This window comes from Corynebacterium sp. Marseille-P4321 (genome assembly GCF_903645305.1).
Taxonomy (GTDB): domain Bacteria; phylum Actinomycetota; class Actinomycetes; order Mycobacteriales; family Mycobacteriaceae; genus Corynebacterium.
This window is the reverse complement of sequence record NZ_CAHJXO010000002.1, coordinates 1-20876: the sequence shown is the minus strand read 5'-3', so window position 1 is coordinate 20876 and position 20876 is coordinate 1. Positions and strand designations below refer to the sequence as shown.

General features: G+C 64.7%; 17 protein-coding genes. 6 read left to right on the top strand and 11 right to left on the bottom strand.

Features of this window, described 5'->3' with window-relative positions:
• Positions 1 to 8: 8 nt before the first annotated feature.
• Entirely contained in the window at positions 9 to 1235 is a 1227-nt protein-coding gene (locus HWX32_RS05430) for an alpha/beta fold hydrolase (RefSeq protein ID WP_175935071.1), read from the bottom strand.
• A 38-nt stretch (positions 1236 to 1273) separates the two neighbouring features.
• Here HWX32_RS05430 and secA2 point away from each other — a divergent pair, with 38 nt between their 5' ends.
• The 5 genes from secA2 (at position 1274) to HWX32_RS05405 (ending at position 6300) form a co-directional block, all read left to right on the top strand.
• Positions 1274 to 3565, top strand: a complete 2292-nt coding sequence (secA2, locus tag HWX32_RS05425) for an accessory Sec system translocase SecA2 (protein ID WP_175935070.1) — start codon at positions 1274 to 1276, stop codon at positions 3563 to 3565.
• A 115-nt stretch (positions 3566 to 3680) separates the two neighbouring features.
• The gene (odhI, locus tag HWX32_RS05420) at positions 3681 to 4106 is read left to right on the top strand and encodes an oxoglutarate dehydrogenase inhibitor Odhl (protein ID WP_075468772.1); all 426 of its coding nucleotides are present in this window, start codon (positions 3681 to 3683) and stop codon (positions 4104 to 4106) included.
• Between the two features lie 126 nt (positions 4107 to 4232).
• Positions 4233 to 4976, top strand: coding sequence for a MerR family transcriptional regulator (locus tag HWX32_RS05415; RefSeq protein ID WP_254868350.1), 744 nt, complete (start codon positions 4233 to 4235; stop codon positions 4974 to 4976).
• Between the two features lie 3 nt (positions 4977 to 4979).
• A complete protein-coding gene (locus HWX32_RS05410; protein WP_175935069.1) occupies positions 4980 to 5603 on the top strand; it encodes a bifunctional nuclease domain-containing protein in 624 nt (207 codons plus the stop codon).
• A gap of 127 nt (positions 5604 to 5730) precedes the next feature.
• Positions 5731 to 6300 (top strand): MerR family transcriptional regulator, encoded by a 570-nt coding sequence (locus HWX32_RS05405; RefSeq protein ID WP_175935475.1) that lies wholly within the window; start codon positions 5731 to 5733, stop codon positions 6298 to 6300.
• An 81-nt stretch (positions 6301 to 6381) separates the two neighbouring features.
• Here the strand turns inward: HWX32_RS05405 and HWX32_RS05400 are convergent, their stop codons facing one another.
• The 6 genes from HWX32_RS05400 to gndA form a co-directional block, all read right to left on the bottom strand.
• Positions 6382 to 7842, bottom strand: coding sequence for a vWA domain-containing protein (locus HWX32_RS05400; RefSeq protein WP_175935068.1), 1461 nt, complete (start codon positions 7840 to 7842; stop codon positions 6382 to 6384).
• 47 nt (positions 7843 to 7889) lie between these two features.
• Positions 7890 to 8753: a 3-methyladenine DNA glycosylase gene (locus HWX32_RS05395; protein WP_175935067.1), complete on the bottom strand. Its 864-nt coding sequence runs from the start codon at positions 8751 to 8753 to the stop codon at positions 7890 to 7892.
• A gap of 11 nt (positions 8754 to 8764) precedes the next feature.
• Positions 8765 to 9817, bottom strand: a complete 1053-nt coding sequence (locus HWX32_RS05390; RefSeq protein ID WP_175935066.1) for a hemolysin family protein — start codon at positions 9815 to 9817, stop codon at positions 8765 to 8767.
• On the bottom strand, positions 9818 to 11236 hold the full coding sequence (locus tag HWX32_RS05385; RefSeq protein ID WP_175935065.1) for a hemolysin family protein: 1419 nt from the start codon (positions 11234 to 11236) through the stop codon (positions 9818 to 9820). It abuts the gene before it with no gap.
• 19 nt (positions 11237 to 11255) lie between these two features.
• Entirely contained in the window at positions 11256 to 12563 is a 1308-nt protein-coding gene (locus HWX32_RS05380; protein WP_175935064.1) for a DEAD/DEAH box helicase, read from the bottom strand.
• Positions 12564 to 12635: 72 nt separating this feature from the next.
• Complete coding sequence (gndA, locus tag HWX32_RS05375; protein ID WP_175935063.1) at positions 12636 to 14117, bottom strand: NADP-dependent phosphogluconate dehydrogenase; 1482 nt, start codon at positions 14115 to 14117, stop codon at positions 12636 to 12638.
• A gap of 66 nt (positions 14118 to 14183) precedes the next feature.
• On the opposite strand from gndA, the gene HWX32_RS05370 reads away from it, so the two are divergent.
• Complete coding sequence (locus tag HWX32_RS05370) at positions 14184 to 14621, top strand: PaaI family thioesterase (protein ID WP_175935062.1); 438 nt, start codon at positions 14184 to 14186, stop codon at positions 14619 to 14621.
• A gap of 4 nt (positions 14622 to 14625) precedes the next feature.
• Here the strand turns inward: HWX32_RS05370 and HWX32_RS05365 are convergent, their stop codons facing one another.
• The 4 genes from HWX32_RS05365 to HWX32_RS05350 form a co-directional block, all read right to left on the bottom strand.
• Positions 14626 to 15699: a magnesium and cobalt transport protein CorA gene (locus HWX32_RS05365; RefSeq protein WP_175935061.1), complete on the bottom strand. Its 1074-nt coding sequence runs from the start codon at positions 15697 to 15699 to the stop codon at positions 14626 to 14628.
• A 181-nt stretch (positions 15700 to 15880) separates the two neighbouring features.
• The gene (gene pflA / locus HWX32_RS05360; RefSeq protein WP_175935060.1) at positions 15881 to 16777 is read right to left on the bottom strand and encodes a pyruvate formate-lyase-activating protein; all 897 of its coding nucleotides are present in this window, start codon (positions 16775 to 16777) and stop codon (positions 15881 to 15883) included.
• 4 nt (positions 16778 to 16781) lie between these two features.
• Positions 16782 to 19187, bottom strand: a complete 2406-nt coding sequence (gene grcA2, locus HWX32_RS05355; RefSeq protein ID WP_254868348.1) for an autonomous glycyl radical cofactor GrcA2 — start codon at positions 19185 to 19187, stop codon at positions 16782 to 16784.
• 222 nt (positions 19188 to 19409) lie between these two features.
• Complete coding sequence (locus tag HWX32_RS05350; RefSeq protein ID WP_175935058.1) at positions 19410 to 20765, bottom strand: NAD(P)/FAD-dependent oxidoreductase; 1356 nt, start codon at positions 20763 to 20765, stop codon at positions 19410 to 19412.
• Positions 20766 to 20876: the final 111 nt, after the last annotated feature.

The window sequence follows — 20876 nt, the reverse complement described above, 5'->3', positions numbered from 1 at the left end:
ACCACGGGTTACTTACCCAGGCGCTCGGCGCGGTGCAGCTTGTTCTGGCGGCGGCGCCGCTCCAGCGAAGCCGTCTCGGCCACCGTGGCAATCTCGCCCTTCTCCACGTACCCGTCCACTGTGGAGGCGGCGCCGGCGGCGCGCAGGGTTTCCACCTGCTCATCGGAAAGATCGCCGTACAGGGTGATTGTGCGGGTGAATGTGCCGTCGCCGTTGTGGTTGACTTCGACGCGGACGTCGTCAAGCTTCATGCCCTTTGCCGCCTCGCGCACGGCCTGCGAGCACGATACCGCGAGCGCCGACATGTACAGGCCCGTGGAGGTCACGCCCTGGCCCTTGCCGCCGGTGTTCTTCGAACGGTCGGTGGTAATCGCTCGGTTGGAGGTGCGCACCACGTCGCCGTACTTCGTGCCGCGCGCCGAATAAGACACGGCGTTGGTGTCGGTGGTCTCCACTGGCACGAAGTAGGGCTCGATGAACTGCTTCGCCCAAGAGCCGATGATGTCGGCGGCGCGCTGCGCCGTGCCCTGGCGGGTGAGCAGGTGGTCGGCCTTGTCCAAGCTCATCAAGGACTTCGGGTAGCGGGCGAGCTGGAAAATTGTCTGGGCGTTGTCGATGCCAACGGTGACGTCGATAGGCGAGTGCACCAAAAGCAGCGGCTTGCGCAGGGTGGGTAGGTAGGTTTCCGGGTTGGTCACCGCGAGATCCTCCAGGAATTCGCGGGAGATGATCAGTTCGCGCCCGCCCAGGATGACGGGCACGGAGCCGTCGCGGTCTGCGTCGCCGATCTTGTCGGCGTAGTGCAATACCGAGTGTGCGGGGTCAAAGGGTGCGCCGACGGTGGCCACGGCCTTGATCATCTTCTTCAGCTCGGGGCGGGTCGCGGCCTTCAGCGTCGCGGCGCCACCCAGGGAGTGGCCCATGAGCAGTTGCGGGGCCTTGTAGTGCTCCTCCATCCAAAGTGCGGCGGCGACGATGTCGTCGACGTTTTCGGAGAAGGAGGTGTCGCGGAACTCGCCCTCGGACTGGCCCAGGCCTGGGAAGTCGAAGCGCAGAGTGGCAATACCGTGTTCGGTGAGCCGCTTCGAAATGCGGGAAGCACCCGGGGTGTGGCGCGATCCGGCGAAGCAGTGGGCGAAAATCGCGTACGTCTCGGCCGGTCCGTCGGGGCGGTCGATCGTTCCGGCCATCATGTGGCCTTTGGAGGAGGGCACCGTCACATTCATTGAAAGCATGATTAAAAGATAGGCCAAGACGGTTAAGCTGGTTCGCCATGGGCAGATTCGACTGGTTTTGGAAGGCGATGGGCTCGACCTCCGAGCGCAACAACAAGAAGTCGAAGGGCATCGTCGCGGCAGCGCACGGGCTTTTAGGGGAGCTTGAGCTTTACGACGATGCCGCGCTGGCCGTCACCGTCCGCGCCACAGTGGCAGGCGGGGAGATCGCCGACAAGCCGCGCTTTCTGGCCGGGTTGTCCGTGGCTTCGCAGCGCACGCTGGGCATGACGCCGTTCGAGGTGCAGAACCAGGCGGTGCTGCGTCTTTTAGAAGGCGACGTGATCCAGATGGCCACCGGCGAGGGCAAAACGCTGGTGGGTGCAATGGCGGCGACGGGTTTTGCGCTCACCGGCAAGCGCGTGCACGTGATCACGGTGAACAACTACCTGGCCGCTCGCGACGCGGAGTGGATGCGCCCGCTCGTGGAATTCTTCGGGCTCACGGTGGCGCCGGTGACCGAGTCCTCCACGCGCGAAGAAAGGGTCGCGGCTTACCGCAGCGACGTGATCTACGCGCCGGTGACCGAGATCGGATTCGACCACCTGCGCGACAACCAGATCACCGACCGCTCCCAGACGGTGCAGGTGCCTGCGGACGTGGCGCTGGTGGACGAGGCGGACAGCGTGCTTGTCGACGAAGCCTTGGTGCCACTCGTGCTCGCCGGTTCGGAGGGTTCCCAGCAGGCCACCGGCCGCATCACAGAGGCCGTGTCGCATCTGGTGGAGGAGGAGCACTACACCATCGACGCGGAGGGGCGAAACGCCTTCCTTACCGACGAGGGCGCGGCGAAGGTTGAGCGCCTGCTTGGCATCGACTCGCTGTACTCCGACGAACACATCGGCACCACGCTTGTGCGCGTGAACTTGGCGCTGCACGCTAAGGCGTTGCTGATCCGCGACGTGCACTACATCGTGGAGGACGGCAAGGTTGCGCTTGTCGACGCTTCCCGTGGTCGCGTGGCCGAACTCCAGCGCTGGCCCGACGGGTTGCAGGCCGCAGTGGAGGCGAAGGAGGGCCTTGATGTCTCCGAAGGCGGCCGCATCCTGGATTCCATCACGCTGCAGGCGCTTATGCGTCGCTACCCGGTCGTCTGCGGCATGACGGGTACGGCTGTTGAGGCCACCGACCAGTTGCGCACGTTCTACGGTCTGCACGTCTCCGTGATCGACCGGGCCAAGGAGTTGAAGCGTTTCGACGAGGCGGACCGCATCTACGCCACCATGGCGGACAAGAACCGCGCCATCATCGAGGAAATCTCGCACCTGAACGCCAACGGCCAGCCGGTACTGGTGGGCACGCACGACGTGGCGGAGTCCGAAGCGCTGGCGGCTGCCCTGGAGCAGCGCGGCATCGCCGTCAACGTGCTCAACGCGAAAAACGACGCGGAGGAAGCCCGGATTATCGCGGAAGCCGGCGACGTCGGCCGGGTCACCGTGTCCACCCAGATGGCCGGCCGCGGCACCGACATCCGCTTGGGTGGCGCGGACGAGGCGGACCACGACAAGGTGGCGCAGCTGGGGGGCCTCGCGGTGATCGGCACCTCGCGCCACCGCTCCGCGCGCCTGGACAACCAGCTGCGCGGGCGCGCCGGCCGCCAGGGGGATCCGGGCCTGAGCCTGTTCTTCGTGTCCATGGAGGACGATATTGTTGCCACCGGAGGCGCGGACGAATCTTTCTCCGCGCACCCGGAGCCGGACGGGCGCCTGACCGGTAACCGCGCGCAGCAGTTCGTGGAGCACTGCCAACGCGTCACCGAGGGTCAGCTGCTGGAGATTCACTCGCAGACCTGGAAGTACAACAAGCTGCTCGCAGACCACCGCGACATCCTCGACGAGCGCCGCGCGGCACTGCTGGACACCGACACCGCCTGGCGTGAGCTGGCGGAGCGCAGCCCGCAGCGCGCCGCTGAGCTCTCCGGCTTGCCGCAGGAGGTGCTCGAGCAGGCGGCCCGCGAGATCATGCTGTTCCACCTGGATGAGGAGTGGAGCGAGCACCTCGCGCTCATGGATGACGTGCGCGAGTCCATCCACCTTCGCGCCATCGCCCGCGAAACCCCGATCGACGAGTACCACCGCATTGCCGTGCGCGAGTTCAAGGACCTCGCGAATCGCGCGGTGGACAAGGCGGTGGAGACGTTCGAGCAAGTGCTTATCGACGCCTCCGGTGCCCACCTCGCCGACGCAGGTTGGAAACGCCCGAGCGCCACGTGGACCTACATGGTCTCTGACAACCCGCTGGCGGGGTCGGGAAACTCCGTGCTCACCGGCATCGGAAACATCTTCCGCTAGGCAAGTGCAGGCCCGCGCCGCGGAGGAATTGGCGAAAAGATAGCGCACCCTTTCGCGGCGGGGCGCTATGATGGCAGAAGTTCAAGGCAAGAATCGACTACGTCAGGAGCGACTCATGAGCGACAACACCCAGCAGAACCAGGTGGAAACCACTTCGGTATTCCGCGCCGACCTGTTGAAGGAAATGGAGTCCGGCGCGGCCGCTTCGGTCGACTCTGAGGCTGGAACGGAAAACCTGCCGGAGGGTGCGGCACTGCTCGTCGTTAAGCGTGGCCCGAACGCTGGCGCCCGCTTCCTGCTGGACCAGGATTCCACCACCGCTGGGCGCCACCCGGAGGCGGACATCTTCCTCGACGACGTGACGGTGTCGCGCCGCCACGCAGAGTTCCGCCGCGCTGAGGGCGGCTACGAGGTTGTGGATGTCGGTTCGCTCAACGGCACCTACGTCAACCGTGAGCCGCAGAACTCGCAGACGCTGACCAACGGCGACGAGATTCAGATTGGTAAGTTCCGCCTGGTCTTCATCACCGGCGAGAACTAAGCCCGGGATCCCCGGGTTTTTCAGCCCCATTGAGCTGAGCCAAAACCCTGCCCGTATTCGCGGGCCCGCCCCCTCCTGATCCGATGACGCGCCGTGAGCGCGCAAGAAGTAGAAAAGTCCGATTACGTGAGCGCAATCCGTAAAACCGCCCCGCAGCAAGGCGCGCGCAGCAGTGCCAAGCCCGCTAAGACGATGTCGATCGGCGTCGTGCTTGAGCGCCTGCGCACCGAGTTTCCTGATGTGACGGTGTCGAAGATCCGCTTTTTGGAATCGGAAGGGCTGATCACCCCGCAGCGCACGGCCTCCGGGTACCGCCGCTTCACCGAAGAGGATGTGGAGCGCCTGCGCTACATTCTGGTCACGCAGCGCGATAACTACCTGCCGCTGAAGGTGATCCGTGAGCAGCTGGAGGCGATGGATACGGGTCAGGTCACCGCAATCCTTACTGCCTCGGACACGGAGCCGATGGTTTCGCCGGAGAACTTCCGCGCTCCGAGCACCACGCAGCTCACCGCGACCGACCTCGCCGAGCAGGCCCAGGCCCCGCAGGAGACCGTGGACGAACTGATCAAGGTCGGCGTCATCACCCCGGACGCGACGGGCCTGTTCAACGCAGACGATGTGCGTACCGTGACCACCGCGGTTTCGCTGTCGGAGTTCGGCTTCGACACGCGCCATCTGAAGACGCTTCGCACCGCGGCCGCACGCCAGGCAGACATGATCAACCAGGTCACCGAGCCGGTGGCGAAGTCCGGCAAGGTTACCGCCCGCCAGAAGGCGGAGGAGATCGGTCAGCAGATGTCTGCGCTGGTGGTCTCCCTGCACGCCTCGCTGGTGAAGAACGAGCTGCGCAAGCAGCTGGATAGCTAGCCGATGGAATCGGTTCACCTCGTCGGGGTGTTCCCGGTCGGCCCGGAGCACTTCCTTTGTGCGTTGCTGCAGCGCCCCTCCAACGGGCGTTTCATCCCGGTGTGGCTTCCACCGTTTGAAGGCGGGCAGCTTGCGGCGCGACTTGAGGGCTGGTCGCCCAGCCGCCCCCGGATGACGGAGGTGCTCGCCGATGCGCTTCGTGAAAGCGGCAATTGGGTAGAAGCGGTTGAGATCTCCTCCTACGTCGATGGCACCTTCATGGCAACAGCGACGCTGGTGAACGGCAACGAGGTCGACATGCGCGCCTCCGACGCCTTGCTCCTCGCGTGCGAGATCGAGTGCGAACTTGGTATCGACGAGATGGTGGCCTCCCAAGCCTCGATTTACATTTCCCCAGAGGACGTGCGCGATTTCTTTGGAGAGGACGCGATGATAGACACGCCGGGGGAGGACGACGGGTTCTCGGCGAGCGGCGACGCCCAGGCGGACCGGGATTTCGAGGAGCTTATGCGCAACCTCGGCGTCGAAGATATCTCCCTAGAGGGACAGCCGGATTCTGATGACGAGGACTCCAAACCAGATGCCGATGATGACGATGGGAACGATGTGACTGGTGGGAAAAACTAGCCCTAAATGTGTAGTTGAGGGTTAAAGTTCGGCGTGTTGCGCCGTTTACCCTTGACCGTTTCCCTATGCTTGGCCTTTAATAGTCATTAGGCCATCAGTTAAGTTGCATGGGAGTAATTACGTGAGCATCAATACCCACGACGGCGACACGCTCGCCGCGAACGAGGCACCGGTGCAGGAATCGCTTTTCGACGTCGGCCCGTCCGACGAGGTCGGCTACCGCGTGCCCATCGCGTGCCAAGTCGCCGGCATCACGTACCGCCAGCTGGATTACTGGGCGCGCACCGGCTTGGTCCGCCCGTCGATCCGCGGTGCGAAGGGCTCCGGTTCCCAGCGCCTGTACTCCTTCAAAGACATCCTTGTCCTCAAGATCGTCAAGGGGCTGCTTGACACCGGCATCTCCCTGCAGAACATTCGCCTCGCGGTGGATAAGCTGCGCGACCGCGGCGTGAACGACATCGCCGAAATCACGCTGGTCTCCGACGGCGTGACGGTCTACGAGTGCCGTAGCAACGAGGAGATCATCGACCTCCTTGGCGGCGGCCAGGGCGTGTTCGGTATCGCCGTCCCGCAGATCATGAAGGAACTCACCGGCACGATCTCCTCTTTCCCGTCGGAGCGCGTCGCCGAGGACGAGGACACCAACGTCATCGGCTTCGACGAGCTCGCTGATCGTCGCCGTCGCAAGACCTCCTAAGCGAAACTCTTCCCATGCCGGCAAAGCCCCGGCGGTCTGTGCAAAGTATCGTGCACCGACCGCCGGGGCTTTGCGCGCCAGTTATACGCCGGCGGCTTCGCGGATCCCCGCGATGATCGCGTCCGGCTGGCTGGCCTGAACTTTGTTCGAGGCGAGACGATCCAGCGCGGAATCGACCTCGGCGTCGCCGACGTGCACCACTGTGATCTCCACGCTGTCACCGGCTGCCTCGCGCACCTGCTCGATGAACACCTTGTCGTCGCCGGCGTCCGCGGTTCCGGTGGTCACCAGCACGATGCGGGTGAGGGGAGCGGCACCGGCGTACGTGCCCACCGCGGCCTGTACGGCCTCGCGGGTCTGCGGCACGCCGCCGTTGAGGAAGCGTCGCACGGAGGCGGCAACCGCCTGCCCGTCCGGCGTCATGTCGATGTTGCGGCGGAAACCGTTGACCACACCCGGGTTTAAGGGAGAGGAGTAGTTCCACAGCGCAACCGGGTTACCGGTGGCCGCCACGGCCTCCGCCGCTTGCGCGATACCTTCCTCCGCGGCCTGCATGTACGGCATCATCTGCTCCGAGGTATCCAGCAGGAACAGCGTGTCGGCAGGCTCGATGGTGCCAGCGGCGCTCGGAGGCTCCTTCGCAGCGTCGTCGGCACCTGCCCCTGCGGACTCCTCGGTTCCGTCACGGCCGTCGGGTCCACCTGTGATCGCCTCGCCACCTTGCGGCAGAGCGGCCGCCCACACCAGCTCAGCGATCACAGGCTGGTTCTGCTCCGAGCCCTCGAAGCGCTCGGCCGCGAAACGGGTGAAGTCCTGGCCAGCACGCGCTTGGTTCTCGTCCACCTGATCGTTCTGGTTCAGCGGGATCGCGGTAAACACTACGTCCGCGTCTAGGGGAGTGAACTCCAGGCCCTCCGGGACAGCGTCTGCCACCGTGGCCGCAAAGGTACCTTCGGCAGCATCGAAGTCCGCGAGCGTAGCGACGCGTTGCTCGCTCAGCGCCTTCACCGCGTCGTTGTCGTTGCCCGACAGCAGCGAGGCCACCAGCGCAGAAGCCGCGGGTTCCTCGCCGACGGGGAAGCGCACGTCGGCCACGTTAATCTCGGCGGGGCTGGCCTTTGACGCACCGACCACGCCGACGGTCTCCGAAAACACCGGCTGTGGGTCAGACACCGCCGCGGTGCGCCCGGAGTTCTCCAACTTTTGGCCCGTCACCGGGCTGTTCGGTGCCACGTACACCGCCGCGTCATTGATATCGCCGACAAGCTCGGGCGTGACGCAATAGTCGCGTACGACCGGGTTCGAGGCCGCGTAGGCGTCGACAAGCGCCTTGCCCGCCGTCTGATCCGCCGCGGCGATGGGCAACGCAAGCTCTCCGGCCACGCAGTCCGGCTGTTCGCCTTGGGCATCGGTGTCGCTGCCGCCCCCGTGCCCCGCGAAAAACCACACCAGCCCCGCGAGAATCAGCGCCGCGACGAGCAGCACCACCACGGCACCCGTAGACAGCTGGTAGTTGTTTTTCCCGCTTGCGTGACGAGCCATGTGAATCCGCCCTTACCTCGAACGCGTGATAAAACCTGCCCGCCAGTCTAGCCCTCAAGCGCGGCGTCGACGGCCGCGACAAGCCGTGCGCGCAACGGCGCGGCCTCGGCCGCGAGCGCACGTTGGCGGGCGACGTATTCGGCTTTGCCCTCCGGGGTCTCGATCGCCACCACGGAGAAGCCGAGCCCACGGCAGTCGTAGGGCGAGGCCTCCATATCCAGCCGGCGTGCGTGCATGGCCAGCTCGAAGCAGTCCAGCAAGAGTTCGCCGGGGATCAGGGGCCCGAGTTTGACGGCCCACTTGTACAGATCCATGCTCACGTGCACGCAGCCCGCCTGATCGCACTCCGGCTGCGTCTCGCGGTTGAGCACGGTGAGGTTCAGTGGCCGTGCGGCGGGGGTGAAGAACCGGTAGGCGTCGAAATGCGTGCATTTGATCTGGTGCGATTCCACCACAGCGTTCGTGCCCTCCGCGCCAAGCCGCAGCGGCAGGTCGTGGCGCGGGTGATCCGTGCGGTAGACCATCGCCCATTCGTGCAGCCCGAAGCAGTCGAAGTGGGCATTTCGCTTATCGACGGCTCCCAGCAACCCCCGCACCCACTCCACGTCTTCGCGCCTGTGGGACAAAAAGCTTTCGGCGTCCAACGCCACCGTGCCGTCTGAGCTGGCGGTGTAGTCGCGCCAGGTTGCCTGCGGTAGATCGCCCGCGTCCGCGAGCGCCACACCGTGGCCGGGGTGCCAGCGCTTGAGTTGCGCCGGGCGTACGGGGTAGTACTCGAAGAGGAAGTCCCACACCGGGTGGTACTCGCCGCGGGCGCGGCGCTCGAGGCGAGGCCGGGTGAGGCGCTCCGCGCGCGCTGCGTGCGCCTCGATGCGCGGCAGGTACTCCTCGGGCGCGAGGGTGAGCGTCATCTACTCGTCCTCTATTCGTCTTCGTGCGTCCAGTCGGACACCGTGCCCACGTACTCCTCAATGAGGTCCTCGAGCGCAACGATGCCCACCAGTACGCCGTTTTCGTGCACCTCCGCCATGTGGGCGGAGCGGCGGTGGAGCTGCGCGAGCGCGTCATCCATGGACTGCGCCCCATCCACCGTGGTCAACGGGCGGATGCGCTTCACGGGCACGCGCGGATCTTCCTCGTTGGACTCCATCAGGTCCAGGATGTCTTTGACGTGCATGTAGCCCACCAGCGTGTCGCGCCCAAACGCCACCGGGAAGCGGGAGTAACCGGTCTCGCGCACCGCCTCCTCGATGGTGGATAGGGGAATGCCGCGCGGGTTGTACGGGATGGTCTTTACCGCATCAAGGGGGATGACCACCTCCTTGAGGTGGCGCGATTCCTGTCGCAGCGCCTTGGCCAGGCGCACCGTCTCCTCCGCGTCGAGCAGGCCTTCCTCGCGCGACTCTTGGATCATGGTGGCCAGCTGCTCCTGGTCCACGGTGGATTCCAGCTCGTCGCGCTGCTCCACGCCGAAGGCGTGCAGCGTCCTGCGTGACACCCAGTTCAAAAACTCGATGAAGGGGCGGGTGATGCGCATCCACATCGTCATCGCTGGCGTAAGCAGCATCGCCGTCTGCTCCGGGCCGGCGATCGCGATGTTTTTCGGCACCATCTCGCCGAACAAGATGTGCAAAAATGAGATGATGACCAAGGCGATGAGGAAGGAGATCGGGTTGATGAACTCCTCCGCCACACCCAGCGCGAGGAACGGCCCCTCGATGTAGGACGCGATCGCGGGTTCGGCCACCTTACCCAGCACAAGGGACGCCACGGTGATGCCGAACTGCGCGCCGGCGAGGTAGATGGAAAGGTGCTCGGTGGCGTACAGCACGTTCTGCGCCTTGGGCTTGCCCTGCGCGAGCAGGGACTCCAACCTGTCGCGGCGCGATGACACGAGAGCGAACTCGGAGCCGACGAAGAACGCGTTCGCGGCGAGCAGCACCACGATCAGCACGGCGGCGAGCCAGATACTCATTTACGCCTCACCTCCCGCGGACGCCGCGTGCTCGGCCCGGGCGGTTTGGTCCTGCGCCTGCTCCGGGGTGATCGGGCGCAGCATGGCGCGGTCGATGCGGCGCCCGTCCATCTCGGAGACCTGCGCGAGCCAGTCGCCCGCCACCCCGGAGGCGAACTCCTCCTGGAAGGTGGCGGCTTGGTCGGTGAGCACGACTTCGTCGCCAAGCTCGGGAATGCGCCCCAGGGCGGCCATGATGAGCCCGCCGAGGGTTTCGTACGGCCCGTCGGGGGCGTTGAAGCCCGTGCGCTGCGCCAACTCGTCCAGGCGCACCAGGCCGGAGACTTCCCAGGAGGTGCCGTAGCGGATGAAGTCGCGCTCGGAATCGCGGTCGTCGTACTCGTCGTAGACCTCGCCGAGGATTTCCTCCACCAAATCCTCGATGGTGACCAAGCCCTGGGTGCCGCCGTACTCGTCGGCCACCAGCACCACCTGCGACCCGGCGGAGCGCACGCGGTTGAGCACGCTGTCGCCGTCGAGCGTGCCCGGCACGAACGGAATGCGGCGCGCGAGCTCCGAAAGCTTCGTGGTTGCGCGCTCGTCGCGGTCCACGGAGAACGCGTCCTTAATGTGCACCACGCCGAGCGTGTCGTCCAAGTCGCCGCGGCGCACCGGGAAGCGGGAGTGCCCCGTCTCCCGCGCCAGCGCGATGAGGTCCGCCACCGTGTCGTCCGCGTCGAGCGATTCGATGGTGGAGCGCGGCGTCATCACCTCTTCCGCGGTGGTGTCGCCGAAGCGCAGGGAGCGGTCCAATACTGCCGCCGTCGCCGCATCGAGCCCGCCGGCCTCCGCGGAGCTGCGCACCATCGCGCCCAGCTCCTGCGCGGAGCGGGCGGACGCCAGCTCGTCGGCAGGCTCAATGCCCAGCTTTCGCACCACCCAGTTCGCAGCGGCATTGAGGAAGTTAATGAACCACTTAAACGCGGTGTTAAACCAGTGCACCGGCGGCACCACCACGCGCGCGGTGGCCAGCGGATTCGTGATAGCCAAGTTCTTCGGCACAAGCTCGCCGAAGACCATGGAGAGGAACGTCGCCACTACCAGCGCCAGGACCAGCGCCACAGTCCGAGACGCGGAGGCGTTGAGCCCCACAGCCTCGAGCACCGGGGTGAAAAACTGCCCTAGCACCGGTTCGGCGAGATAACCCGCCGCCAGCGTGGTCAGCGTAATGCCCAGCTGCGCGCCGGAAAGCACGAATGACAGGTTTGTGTGGTCGCGGTAGATCGCCTTCGCCGTTTTGTCGCCGCGCTCCTTCACGTGCGCTTCAACAGTGGAGCGCTCCATGCCGGTCATGGCGAACTCGATGGCCACGAACAGGCCTGTCGACGCTGTGAGCAGCACGAAGGCTAGAAGAGAAAGGATGGATAAAAATATGTCCATGGTCGGTGTCTATCGCGCTTTAGCGCCCGTTACTCCTTCGGTTGCGGTTGCCGCGGCGGTTCCGCGACCCATTGCGCCTCCCGCTGTTGCCCCCGGCGCGCCCGCGCGGAGCGCCGCCCGCGGTTTTCTTCTGCTGTGGCTGCCCCGGCGGCGGCAGGGGAGCACCCTCCGGTACGCGTGCACCGGTAATGGTAACCAACGTCTCGCTCATCGGCGCAACGTCGACCTCCGGCGCGTCCACGCCAGCCTTGCGCATGAGCTGGGCGACCTCCTTGCGCTGCTCATCCATCACCAGCGTTACAACGGTGCCGGACTCGCCGGCGCGGGCAGTGCGCCCGGCGCGGTGCAGGTACGCCTTGTGCTCTGCGGGCGGGTCCACGTGCACGACGAGCGAAACGTCGTCGACGTCGATGCCGCGCGCGGCGATATCGGTAGCCACGAGCACCGGGGTGGAGCCGTCGGAAAAGCCCTCCAGTGCCCGCGTGCGCGCGCCCTGGCCCTTGTCACCGTGAATGCCTTGGGCGTGAATACCTACGCGGCGCAGCTTCTTCACCTGCCGGTCCACGCCGTGTTTGGTGCGCATGAACATGATGGTCTTGCCGTCACGCGCGCCGATTTGCAGCACGATCTCGTTCTTTGTCTCGCGGTCGCCAACAAGTAGTCGGTGGTGCTCCATCGTGTCCACCGCGGCCTCCACCGGCGCGGTGGAGTGGGTGACGGGGGAGTGCATGTAGCGGGCAATGAGCTTTTCGACGTCGCCGTCCAACGTCGCCGAGAACAACAACCGCTGCCCATCTTGAGGCGTGCGGTCGAGCAGCTTGCGCACCTGGGGCAGAAAACCCATGTCCGCCATCTGATCCGCCTCATCCAACGCGGTGACCTCCACCGCGCCCAGCGAGAGTTTGCGCTGGCCGATGAGGTCTTCCGCGCGGCCCGGGGTGGCCACCAGTAGGTCGACCGGGGAGGCGAGCGCGCGGATGTGATTGTTGATGTTCACGCCGCCGACGACGTCGATAACGCGCAGCCCCATGGCGGCGGCCGGGGCCTCCAGGCGGTCCTTGATCTGGGTGGCCAGCTCGCGGGTTGGCGCAAGCACCAGCCCGCGTGGCTGCCCCGGCTTCGACGGCGCGCCAGCCAGGCGGGCAAGCATGGGAAGCCCGAAGGTGAACGTCTTGCCGGAGCCTGTCGGACCCCGCCCCAGCACGTCCTTGCCAGCCAGGGCATCGGGGATAGCCGCCTCCTGGATGGGGAATGGCTCTACAATCCCCTCCCGCTCGAGGGTGGAAACGATGTCGCGGGGCAGGCCGAGGTCGGCGAAAGTGGTCATTGGGCACAGTGTACGCGTGGATATGCCCGGTGAGGTAACTCACCGGGCGGAACGTCGATAAGCGAAAAGCCCCTAGTAGGACAGCTCCTCGCGCTCGCCGGACCACGTGGTGTGGAAGGTGCCCTCCATGTCCACGCGCTTGTAGGTGTGCGCGCCGAAGAAGTCTCGCTGGCCCTGGATGAGCGCAGCCGGCAGGCGCGTCGCGCGCAGCGAATCGTAGTAGGACAACGAAGAGGCGAACACCGGCACCGGCAGGCCAAGCTGCGTGGCCACAACCACCACGCGACGCCACGAATCCACCAGGCCCTTCTCCAACTCACCCTTGAAGTACGGGTCGAGCAGCAGCGACGGCAGCTCCGGGTCATTCTCGTAGGCCTCGGTGATGCGGTCGAGGAACTTCGCCCGAATAATGCAGCCGCCGCGCCAAATGCGCGCCAGATCGCCCGGCTTGATGTCCCAGCCGTGCTCCTGGCTGCCCGCGTTGATCTCGTCGAAACCCTGCGCGTACGCGACCAGCTTCGAGGCGTAGAGCGCGCGGCGCACGTCCTCGATGAACGCGTCTTTGTCCACGCCGAGCGCCTCGAGCGAGGTCACCTCGCCGGACGGCAGACCCGCCTCCTGCGCGGCCTCGCGCTGGGCGAGCGAAGAGGACAACGCGCGGGCGAACACCGCCTCGCCGATACCGGTGGTGGGCACGCCGAGATCCAGCGCCTCCTTCACCGTCCAGCGGCCCGTGCCCTTCTGGCCCGCGGCGTCCACGATGACGTCGATGAACGGCTTGCCCGTCTTCGCGTCCTTCTGGCGAAGCACCTCCGCAGAAATTTCAATGAGGTAGGAATCCAGGTCACCCTTGTTCCACTCCGTGAAGATGCCCGCCATCTCCTCCGGCTCGATGCCCGCGGCGTAACGCAGCAGGTGGTACGCCTCGCCGATGACCTGCATGTCCGCGTACTCGATGCCGTTGTGCACCATCTTCACAAAGTGTCCGGCGCCGTCCGGGCCGATGTGAGTCACGCACGGGGTGCCGTCAACCTTGGCGGAGATGTCCTCCAGCAGCGGGCCCAGCGTTTCCCAGGACTCTGCCGGGCCGCCCGGCATAATCGACGGGCCCTTCAGCGCGCCCTCCTCGCCGCCGGAGATCCCGGCGCCCACGAAATGGCGGCCGCGCTGGGCCACCTCGCGCTCGCGGCGGATGGTGTCGGTGAACAGCGAATTGCCACCGTCGATGATGATGTCGCCTTCATCCATCGCCTCGACCAACTGCTCAATCACCGCGTCCGTGGCCGCGCCCGCCTGCACCATGATCACGGCCTTGCGCGGGCGCTCCAACGACGCCACGAAATCCTCGATCGTCTCGGAGGGAATGAAGTTGCCCTCGGAGCCGAACTCCTCCGCCACCGCCCGCGTCTTTTCCGGGGAGCGGTTGTAGATAGCCACAGTGTGGCCCTTCGAGGCGAAGTTGCGGGCGAGGTTGGAGCCCATCACGGCCATGCCGACAACGCCAATCTGCGCGAGATCTCCAGCTTGAGCTTCGGGTGTAGTCATGCGCACCATCCTACGCGCCGGCTAGCTATCCGACGCGGCGACGTTGCGCGTCAACGACGCATAAGATCTGCGGCTATGGAATCCAGATTGTTCCGCGAACCCATCGATCCCCCGATGGACGACGAAGAGCTGGCGGTGCTCAACGAGTACAACACCGGGCTCGCCCAAACCATCGGCATGAAGGTCACCTACTGCGCGAAAGATCGCCTGGAGGCCTACGTCGACGTAGGCCCAGAGCACCTTCAGGTTGCCGGGATAGTTAACGGCGGCACCTACGCCGCGATCGGGGAGTCGCTCGGCTCCGCCGCGGCGATCGCGGCCGCGGGCCAGCCGGCGGTGGGCATGAGCAACTACACCGACCTGATTGCCAGCGTGCGCGAAGGCGAGCGCATTGAGGCGGTGGCTCTGCCGGTGCACGTCGGCACCCGCACACACCTGTGGCGAGTGGACATGACCTCGCGCGGCAAGTTGGTCGCCGTGACCAACCTCAAGCTCATGATCATGGAGATGTAGGCCGCTACAACCAGTGGTTGCGGCGGAACCACCAGAACATCAGCGCCATCGTGGCGAACATGAGCAGCAGCACCACAGGGTAGGCCCACTTGTAGCCCAGCTCCGGCATGTACTCGAAGTTCATGCCGTAAATACCCGCGATCATGGTGGGGGCAGCAGCCATACCCACCACGGCGGAAATCGTGCGCATGTCGGAGTTCTGCTGCAAGGTCACCTTGGCCACGGAAGCGTCGAGAAGCGAGCTCAGCCGCTCGTCGAAACCGGACAACTTATCGGAGACGATAGTGGCGTTGTCCTGCACGTCTCGGAAATAGGAACGCAAGGCTTTGCGCAAAAGGTCCTTGTTGTTAGTCAAGCCGTTGCGCAGCGCAGGAGCAAGCGGGTCGATCGCGTGGCGCATCTCCAAAATCTCACGCTTGTAGCTGTAAATCTTGTCGATGTTGATGGTGCGCCGAGGTGTGAACACCTCGTTTTCCAGCTCGTCCACATCCTGCTCAAGCAGCTGCGTGACGCGCAGGTAATTATCCACCAGGTAGTCAGACACCGCCCACGCTACCGCCGTGGGCCCGAGCACCGCGAGCTCCTCTTCCTCCTCGATCTTCGCAGTGAGATCAGGCAGGCGCGTGTGGTGGCGGATGGTGATGGCGAACTGCTCGCCGATGATCATCTGCACCTCGCCGGTGGAAATGATCTCGCGGGCGTCGTCAACCTCCTCGTCGTCGCGGTAGTTGACTGAGCGCACAACGATAAACAGCTGCTCGTCGTGGCGCTCAATCTTCGGGCGCTGGTGGGCGTCCACGACATCGTCGACCACCAGGTCCTCGATGTCGAAGATCTCCGCGATCTTCTCCATCTGCTCCGTGGTCGGGGAGCGCAAAGACAGCCACACAAACGAATCCTCTTCTCGCTGCGCCACTTCAAGCGCGTGGTTGAGGCGTACGTTGCCCGGCTGACACTTGCCGTCGACGAAAATGCGGCAAAAATCGATTGAGCGCTCAACCGGGATAGGGAGCTTTTTGCGTTCGACCGGTTCCGGTTTCTTCTGTTTCTGGCCCGGAATGGGGATACGTGGTGGCATTATGCAAAGCCCCCTTTCGTGAAATGCGAGGGGATTCGACGTGCGGAGGGCGCGGCGTTCCCAATGCTTGGAAAGGAGCGCGGGGTAATCCCGCGCTCGGCAACCTAGGTGATATTACGCGCAAAGCGCACGATGGCGAACGGGGTGCTCAACGGGGGTAAGCCCGCGCTAAAACCCCGGGCTAGAAGACCGTCAGGCCGTGGGCGCGGAACGTGTCGCGGACGCGCTTCATCGTTTCATCCGATGGGGGCTTTGTGTCCGCCAGCTCGTAATCCAGGCCGATCTTTTTCCATTTATCGGCCCCCATGTTGTGGAAGGGGAGCACCTCCACGCGCTCGACAGTGCTCGCCCACTGGGAGACGATCTCGGCGACACGGCGCACGTTGTCATCCGCATCCGTAAGGCCCGGCACGACGACGAAGCGCACCCAGACCTTCTTGCCGCGAGCGTGCAAACGGTTGCCGAAGTCAATCGTGGGCTGCAGCTGGCGCGCGGTGACATCTTCGTACGTGTCGGGGTCGCCGGATTTCACGTCGAGCAGGAACAGGTCGATATTGTCCAGGTCCTCGTCCGTGAGACGCGAGCCGAGGAAGCCCGAGGTGTCCACTGCGGTATGAATTCCGGCGTCGTGGACTGTCCTGAGCAACCGGCGGGTGAACTCGATCTGGAACAGCGGCTCGCCGCCAGACAACGTCAGCCCACCTCCGGAGGCGCTAAACACTGGCTTGTAGCGCAGGACCTTCTTCGCCGCGTCCTCGACACGGGTAAGGGTGCCTTCACGCATCTCCATCGTGTCCGGGTTGTGGCAGTATTTGCAGCGCAACGGGCAGCCCGACAGGAACATGGTCATGCGGGTTCCGGGGCCGTCAACTGCGGTGACAAGCTCCCACGAGTGGATCAGGCCGATATCGCCGGTGTGGCGGGCCTCCAAAAGCTCGTGGCGGGTGATCTCCAACCCGTCGTCAGACACACCGGAAAGGCCAGCGGCGACACCGCGGACGCGTTCACCCTGCTGCGGTTCGAGGGTGACTACGCCGCTGGTGCCGTCGCCAGCTGAAGTGGGGCGTACAGCTGGCATACAGCTACGCGCCCTGGTGGAAAGTGCGGGAGATGACGTCGCGCTGCTGCTCCTTGGTCAGCTTCACGAAGTTCACCGCGTAGCCGGAGACGCGAACGGTGAGGTTCGGGTAGCTCTCCGGGTGCTCCATCGCGTCCTCAAGGGTCGACTCGTCCAGCACGTTGATGTTCGCGTGGTACAGGCCGGACTCCATGTTGTTCGCGGCGCGGGAGGCCTTCATGTCGTTGAGACGCTCTTCGAAGGTGTGGGTAGCCATTTTGGGGTTTCCTTTCGTGTTGGGGTGGGGAAGTAGCTGGGGGTAGGCGGGGTGGATCGCGGTGTCGGCGTTTTCCATGATGAAGCCGGCATCGAGCACACCGACCAGGTTCGACACCTGCTCATCCTTGTTGCGGCCCAAGCCGGAGGGAGTGACGGTGTTGGTCAGGGAGATACCGTCGAGGGCGTCGTTGTAGTCGAGCTTGCCCACAGACAGCATCGAGGCGACCATGCCGTGCGAATCCATACCGTTTTCCGGGTTGGCGCCCGGCGCGAACGGGGTGCCAGCCTTGTGGCCGGACGGGAACGAGCCGGTGGCCTTGCCGTAAACCACGTTCGAGGTGATAGTGAGCACCGACTGCGTCGGGATGGCGTCGCGGTACATCGGGATCGCCTTGATCTTCTGCATCACGGTGTGGACCACGGTGGCGGCGATCTCGTCCGCGCGGTCGTCGTCGTTGCCGTAGAACGGGAAGTCGCCCTCGGTGATGTAGTCGACGATCAGCCCGGTTTCATCGCGCACTGGGGTGACGGTGGCGTACTTGATCGCGGACAGCGAGTCCGCCACGATCGAAAGGCCCGCGATGCCGCAGCCCATGGTGCGGATGATGTCGGAGTCGTGCAGCGCCATCTCGATCGACTCGTAGGCGTACTTGTCGTGGCAGTAGTGGATGATGTTCAGGGCCTCGACGTATGTGCCGACGACCCAGTCGAGCATCTCCTCGTACTTTGCCCAGACCTCGTCGAAGTCGAGCGGGCCATCGCCTTCAATCGGGGTGTGGTTGCCGTCGGTGACCTGCTTACCACTGACCTCGTCGCGGCCGCCGTTGATGGCGTACAGCAGCGCCTTGGCGGCGTTCACGCGGGCGCCGAAGAACTGCATCTGCTTGCCCACCTTCATGGGGGACACGCAGCAGGCGATCGCGGCGTCGTCGCCCCACTGGCCGCGGATCTGCTTGTCCGACTCGTACTGCAGCGAGGACGTCTCAATCGAGATCGCGGCGCAGAACTCCTTGTAGCCCTCCGGTAGTTCCGGGTCCCAGAAGATCGTGATGTTCGGCTCCGGGGCGGGGCCCAGGTTGCGCAGCGTCTGCAGCAGGCGGAACGACGTCTTGGTCACCTGGTGGCGGCCGTCCTCGGAGAAGCCAGCATCTGACCAGGTGGCCCAGTACGGGTCGCCGGAGAAGATCTGGTCGTAATCCTCGGTGCGCAGGAAGCGCACGATGCGCAGCTTGATCACCAGCGCGTCGATAATCTCCTGCGCCTCGACCTCAGTGAGCGAGCCGTTTGCCAGGTCGCGCTCGAAGTAGATGTCGAAGAAGGGGGAGAGACGGCCAATCGACATAGCCGCGCCGTCCTGGCTCTTCACCGATGCGAGGTAGCCGAAGTAAGTCCACTGCACTGCCTCGCGGGCATCGCGAGCGGGCCCGGAGATGTCGAAGCCGTAGTCGGCCGCCATCTTCTTTAGCTTCTTCAGCGCCTTGATCTGCTCGGAGTGCTCCTCGCGGTAGCGTGCCCAGTGCTCGGAGAAGCCATTGCTTAGCGACGCATCCTTGGCCGCCAGCTTCTCCTCAATCAACGCATCAACACCGTAGAGCGCCACCCGGCGGTAGTCGCCGATGATGCGACCGCGGCCGTACGCGTCCGGCAGGCCGGTAATGATGTGGCTCGAACGTGCCGCACGGATGCGCGGAGTGTAGATGTCGAACACCGCGTCATTGTGCGTCTTGCGGTACTGAGTAAAGACCTTCTTTACGTCCTCGTTGACGTCCTTGCCGGCCTCGTGGATTGCCTGTTCCACCATGCGCCAACCGCCGTTCGGCATCATGGCGCGCTTGGTAGGCACGTCCGTCTGCAAGCCGACAACCACGTCGTCGTCCTCGGAGATAAACCCTGGAGCGAACGCGTCGATGTCCGCCGGGGTTTCGGTGTCCACGTCGTAGACGCGGCGCTCGCGCTCGACGGCGAGGTAGTTCTTATCCAGGTGGTCCCAAAGACGCAGGGTCTTGTCCGTCGGGCCCGCGAGGAACGCAGCGTCGCCGTCGTACGGCGTGTAGTTGCGCTGGATGAAATCGCGGACGTTAATCTCGCTCTGCCACGGGCCAGCTGCAAAGCCTTCCCAAGCTACTTCCTTCGTGGTGGGTTCTTGCGTCACGGTCACTACCGCGCACCGTCCTTCTCTTCGATAGAAAATTAAGTCTGCGGCCGCGCCTGCCCATCTGCCCATACCGTTTTAAAAGGCGTGGCCTTACGCGTTTCATTGTAAGCACTTGCGGAGCAGTTTCAACATATTGGTAGTACTTGTGGCGAACACCACGAAACCCCCGTTCCCATTCGCTGCAAGCAGGGGAAACGGGGGTTGAAAAATCAGGCGCGATTACTGGTCGGCTTCGTCGCCAGCCTCGGAGGCGGCCTGGTTGCCGTAGAACTGGCCCGCGGTCACCGCGAGGTTGTGGCGCTTCGGGGTCCAGGCGTTGATGGTCCACTCGAACAGCGCGACCGCGCGGTTGCGGTTGCCGGTGAGGAAGGAGGCGTGCACGCCCAGCCACATCAGCCAGCCGATGAAGCCGGTGATCTCAACCTTGCCCATCTTCACCACGCCGTGGAAGCGGTTGATGATGGCCATGGAGCCCTTGTCGAAGTAGCTGAACTTGTCGCGGTCCTCCGGAGCCACGTCGTGATCGACCTGCTCCTTGATGATCTTGCCCACGTAGGAACCGGACTGGATCGCCACCTGTGCTACACCCGGCAGCTTGTCGCGGCTCATCATGTCGCCGATGATGAACACGTTCGGGTCGTCGCCCACGGAAAGGTCCGCGTTCACCGGCACCTTGCCGGAGCGCTCCGCCTCGACGCCGAGCTGATCGGCGACCTGCTTGCCCAGCGGGGAAGCGGCCACACCTGCGGACCAAATCTTCGTCTTGGTCTCGATGGTGGTTTCCGTCTCGGTCTTGGTGTCCTTGTAGGTCACCGAATCCTCGTCCACGTTGGTCACCATCGCGTTGAGGATGACGGTCACGCCTGCCTTCTCCAGCTCGCGCTGCGCCTTCTTGCCCAGGCGCTTGCCGAACGGCGGCAGGACCTGCGGCATGCCGTCGATGAGGTAAATCTTCGCCTGCTCCGGGGAGAAGGAGTAGCGGCCGCCGGTAAACGCGCGGTGCGCCATTTCGGCGACCTGGCCAGCCAGCTCCACACCGGTCGGGCCTGCACCAACGATGACGAAGGTCAGCTCGCGCTCGCGCTCCTCCGGGGTCTCAGCGAGCTCTGCGCGCTCAAAGGCGCCGAGCAGGCGAGCACGGATCTCAAAGGCGTGGTCCAGGGTCTTCAGACCCGGCGCGAACTCGGCGAAGTGGTCGTTGCCGAAGTAGGACTGGCCAGCACCTGCGGCGACAATGAGGGAGTCGTAGGCGAAGGTGGATTCCTTGCCGCCCTCCACCGAGGTCACGGTCTTGCCTTCCACGTCCACGGTTTCCACGCGGCCGCGCACGATACGGATGTTGTCTTGTTTGCGGAACATCTGGCGGATGTCGCCGGTGACCTCGCCAGACGACATCAGGCCGGTCGCCACCTGGTACAGCAGCGGCGGGAAGAGGTGGTGGTTCGTGTCGTTGATCAGGGTGATGTCGACGTCTGCGTCGGCGAGCTCCTGCGCAGCATTCACGCCGCCGAAGCCAGCACCCACGATCACAACGTGGTGGCGGTTGCCGGCGGGGCGGATAGCCTGTTCAGCCATTTGAGAAAACTCCTCGGTGGTATCGCGGTTAATCGGCTCTTCGTGATTGGGAGTGCGTAGGTTGTTTCTAGGCCCCTGGGGTGTGGCACAAGATATGGGGGTCCTTGCTGC

What these genes read in the sequence shown, in the direction of transcription:
- HWX32_RS05365 (WP_175935061.1), bottom strand. Translation starts at nt 15,699, where the DNA reads ATGCCACCACGTATCCCCATTCCGGGCCAGAAACAGAAGAAACCGGAA.
- HWX32_RS05350 (WP_175935058.1), bottom strand. Translation starts at nt 20,765, where the DNA reads ATGGCTGAACAGGCTATCCGCCCCGCCGGCAACCGCCACCACGTTGTG.
- HWX32_RS05385 (WP_175935065.1), bottom strand. Translation starts at nt 11,236, where the DNA reads ATGGACATATTTTTATCCATCCTTTCTCTTCTAGCCTTCGTGCTGCTC.
- HWX32_RS05380 (WP_175935064.1), bottom strand. Translation starts at nt 12,563, where the DNA reads ATGACCACTTTCGCCGACCTCGGCCTGCCCCGCGACATCGTTTCCACC.
- pflA (WP_175935060.1), bottom strand. Translation starts at nt 16,777, where the DNA reads ATGCCAGCTGTACGCCCCACTTCAGCTGGCGACGGCACCAGCGGCGTA.
- odhI (WP_075468772.1), top strand. Translation starts at nt 3,681, where the DNA reads ATGAGCGACAACACCCAGCAGAACCAGGTGGAAACCACTTCGGTATTC.
- gndA (WP_175935063.1), bottom strand. Translation starts at nt 14,117, where the DNA reads ATGGTGCGCATGACTACACCCGAAGCTCAAGCTGGAGATCTCGCGCAG.
- HWX32_RS05400 (WP_175935068.1), bottom strand. Translation starts at nt 7,842, where the DNA reads ATGGCTCGTCACGCAAGCGGGAAAAACAACTACCAGCTGTCTACGGGT.
- HWX32_RS05395 (WP_175935067.1), bottom strand. Translation starts at nt 8,753, where the DNA reads ATGACGCTCACCCTCGCGCCCGAGGAGTACCTGCCGCGCATCGAGGCG.
- secA2 (WP_175935070.1), top strand. Translation starts at nt 1,274, where the DNA reads ATGGGCAGATTCGACTGGTTTTGGAAGGCGATGGGCTCGACCTCCGAG.
- HWX32_RS05430 (WP_175935071.1), bottom strand. Translation starts at nt 1,235, where the DNA reads ATGCTTTCAATGAATGTGACGGTGCCCTCCTCCAAAGGCCACATGATG.
- HWX32_RS05390 (WP_175935066.1), bottom strand. Translation starts at nt 9,817, where the DNA reads ATGAGTATCTGGCTCGCCGCCGTGCTGATCGTGGTGCTGCTCGCCGCG.
- HWX32_RS05410 (WP_175935069.1), top strand. Translation starts at nt 4,980, where the DNA reads ATGGAATCGGTTCACCTCGTCGGGGTGTTCCCGGTCGGCCCGGAGCAC.
- HWX32_RS05370 (WP_175935062.1), top strand. Translation starts at nt 14,184, where the DNA reads ATGGAATCCAGATTGTTCCGCGAACCCATCGATCCCCCGATGGACGAC.